Raw genomic sequence first — 2,650 nt, forward strand, 5'->3', positions numbered from 1 at the left:
ACCATTGACTCAGCAGATCCCGAATGAATCAACAGACCGTCACGCGTCCGGCTGGGTTGGCATTGGCCGCGCATCTCGATCAGGGCTGGGGAGCGAAGGGATCGGCGTAAATCACCTCGGGCAGTGTCTCGGGGCGATTCAGGATTTCGGCTTCGAGGATTCGGTCGGGCGGCATCACCACGGCGCCTTTCTTCTTTTCTTTGTGCGGGTCCACTCTCCGCAAGGCTCCCAAGACGTCCAAGCCCTTGGTGATTCTGCCGAACACGGTTTGCTCCTCGCTGACGGAGGGTAACGGCATGAACAGCATTGCGAATTGCGTGCCCGCCGTGTTGGGGATGAAATCGTTGTTGGGGCCGGGCAGTTTCGCCATCACCAGAGAGCCCGTCAGGGGCATGCGAACGACGTCGCGACCATGTTCGTCGGCCAGGTAGCGATCCGGTCGCGAGCTGCCGTCGCCGAGCGGGTCACCGGTCAACGCGAGCAGACCTTCGACGACTTGAAAGAAATCCAATCCGTCATAGAAACCCGATTCGACCAGTTCGATGAAGTGCGCGACGGTAGACGGAGCTTCGTGAATGTACAGGTCGGCAACGATCTCGCCACGAGTTGTTTTGAAGCGGACTTGGGGCAGGTCTTCGGGATCGTTGCGCAACAGTGCTTGCTCGGTTTCGAATTGTTTCTTGATGGCGTCAAATTGAACCATCATCGCCTTGTCCTTGTCTTCGATTTCATCCTCCTGAAGATTCTTGTAGAGACTTTCGGCCAGTGGGAAATCGCCGGCGCACATTGCGGCACGTGCGGCTGCCAGCGCGACGTAGCGGAGCCGGATTCCGTAATCGAGCATTTTCGCTGCGCCTTCGAGCGTTTCCGCGTTGTACACGTCGTGTTTGAATCGCTGTTCGAGAACCGTCACCACGTATCGCATGGCCACCGGGTGCGGAAAGAAGTCGATCAGATCGAGTGCTTTTCGATAGGCCTGATTCATCAGCTCGCGACTTTCGTTTCGCAGCGTCAGGTACGTTTGGCGATCGTCGCTGAATCCGTTGACGAACAAAATGTAGTGGCGCCGCATCTGCAACACCTTGTCCTTGAACTGCTGCGAGATTTCTTCAAAGGCGTCCAAGGCCGCCATTCCATCTTCGTACAATTCCGGCTGAGCCATCTCCTTGAATTCCTTGAGGATCGCTTCCGTCTCAGCCGCGGTGTCGGGGGGGCCCGTCGCGGAATCGGCGGCCTGGAGGTCCGCTGCTTGGGCGGCATGGTCGTGCCCGCTGTGGTCCACCGTCGCCGTTCCGGCCGCCGACTGAGCCGCTGGGGCCGGCTGTGCTGAGGTGTCGGCATTCGGTTGCTGGCCGCGTGAATTCTGGACCGGACCGAGCGACAGCGCCGCGATGAGGCAGACGGGGACAAATGTTCTGAGTGGGCTGCGGACGATCATGGGGTTCTAGAAACCTGCGGTGGGAACGAAGGAGCTCAGCAGCACTACGCATCGAGCGGCGTTTCGGTTTTGAGCGGTTTCCGCCAGGTTCGGCCTGGCCGATCTGTGGTCCGATTGACGCCAGCGACCTGTCGCTTGATTCGAGTTTCTGAAATCAACGCGATGAGCTTGGCCCGCCGCGTGAGCGAGTCACGCCGCGTGACCCTTGCCGACAGATGCGGGTTGCAACCGACAGGTCGCCAGCGGGGATCGCGAAAAAATGCTGCCCGCGTATACTTCCCCAGATGAACCGCTCCCGCAAGCCGCGTCGACCGCGAACCGGATCTCTCGAATCGAAAGATCCACCCCCAACCCCGAAGAAACCGCAAAAACGGCGTCCGCAAAAGCTGCGGATCATCGGCGGGGCGATGCGCGGCCGGACGGTGGTTTACCACGGTGCGGAATTCACGCGGCCGATGAAGGATAGCGTGCGAGAAAGTTTGTTCAACATCATCGGCCCTCGCATCAAGGGTTCCAAATCGTTCGATTTGTTTGCCGGCACCGGAGCGGTCGCGTTTGAATCGCTCAGCCGGGGCGCGTCGTCTGCCGTCGCGATCGAAAAGAACCGGCGGGCCCACGCGTTCTTGGAATCGACCGCCGAAACGTTGGGTGTGGCGTCTAAGATCAAGATTCTCTACGGAGACGCGTTCCGTTTGGGGAGCAGTCTTCTGGGACCGGCCGATCCGGACGCACCGTTGGACGATACCCCGCGGATTGTTTACCTGTGCCCACCCTACGCAATGTGGGAAACCGCCGCCGAGTCGCTGCAGGGGCTGATCCGTCTGGCAATGAATCACTCCCCGCCGGGCAGTCTGATCGTCGCCGAAACGGACAAACACTACGACGAATGCAAGCTGCCACCGGGACAGTGGGACCACCGGTTGTACGGCGGAACACGTCTTTCGCTGCTCGAACCACCGATGATTTGTGGCATGCGGATGTGACGCAGGACGCCGGCCTGTCGGTCAGGTGGCGCGTCGCGCTGTGCGTCACGGATGGCTGCAGCTGATCGCGGCCCATACCGTTTACAAAGAGTTGATCGCAATGCTTGTGCGGCAGGCCGGGTCCGAGGGCTCCGACGCGTTTTGCTTCGACTCCCTCCGGGGTCGCGTCTGAGGGGGGATCGGATGTCCGGAGGCGTCGCTGCGCTCGCCTCCGGCTACTGGCTTTGAC

Annotated in this window: 2 protein-coding genes; one reads left to right on the forward strand and one right to left on the reverse strand. The window is 60.5% G+C overall.

Annotated elements, in window-relative coordinates; all coding sequences use genetic code 11:
• Nucleotides 1-79: 79 nt before the first annotated feature.
• The gene (locus NZK35_RS04015) at nt 80-1,438 is read right to left on the reverse strand and encodes a peptidylprolyl isomerase (protein ID WP_259631312.1); all 1,359 of its coding nucleotides are present in this window, start codon (nt 1,436-1,438) and stop codon (nt 80-82) included.
• A 284-nt stretch (nt 1,439-1,722) separates the two neighbouring features.
• Here NZK35_RS04015 and NZK35_RS04020 point away from each other — a divergent pair, with 284 nt between their 5' ends.
• Nucleotides 1,723-2,421, forward strand: coding sequence for an RsmD family RNA methyltransferase (locus tag NZK35_RS04020; RefSeq protein WP_259631313.1), 699 nt, complete (start codon nt 1,723-1,725; stop codon nt 2,419-2,421).
• Nucleotides 2,422-2,650: the final 229 nt, after the last annotated feature.

It is taken from the genome of Stieleria sedimenti (genome assembly GCF_025060895.1).
GTDB classification, from domain to species: Bacteria; Planctomycetota; Planctomycetia; order Pirellulales; family Pirellulaceae; genus Stieleria; species Stieleria sedimenti.

What these genes read in the sequence shown, in the direction of transcription:
- NZK35_RS04020 (WP_259631313.1), top strand. Translation starts at nt 1,723, where the DNA reads ATGAACCGCTCCCGCAAGCCGCGTCGACCGCGAACCGGATCTCTCGAA.
- NZK35_RS04015 (WP_259631312.1), bottom strand. Translation starts at nt 1,438, where the DNA reads ATGATCGTCCGCAGCCCACTCAGAACATTTGTCCCCGTCTGCCTCATC.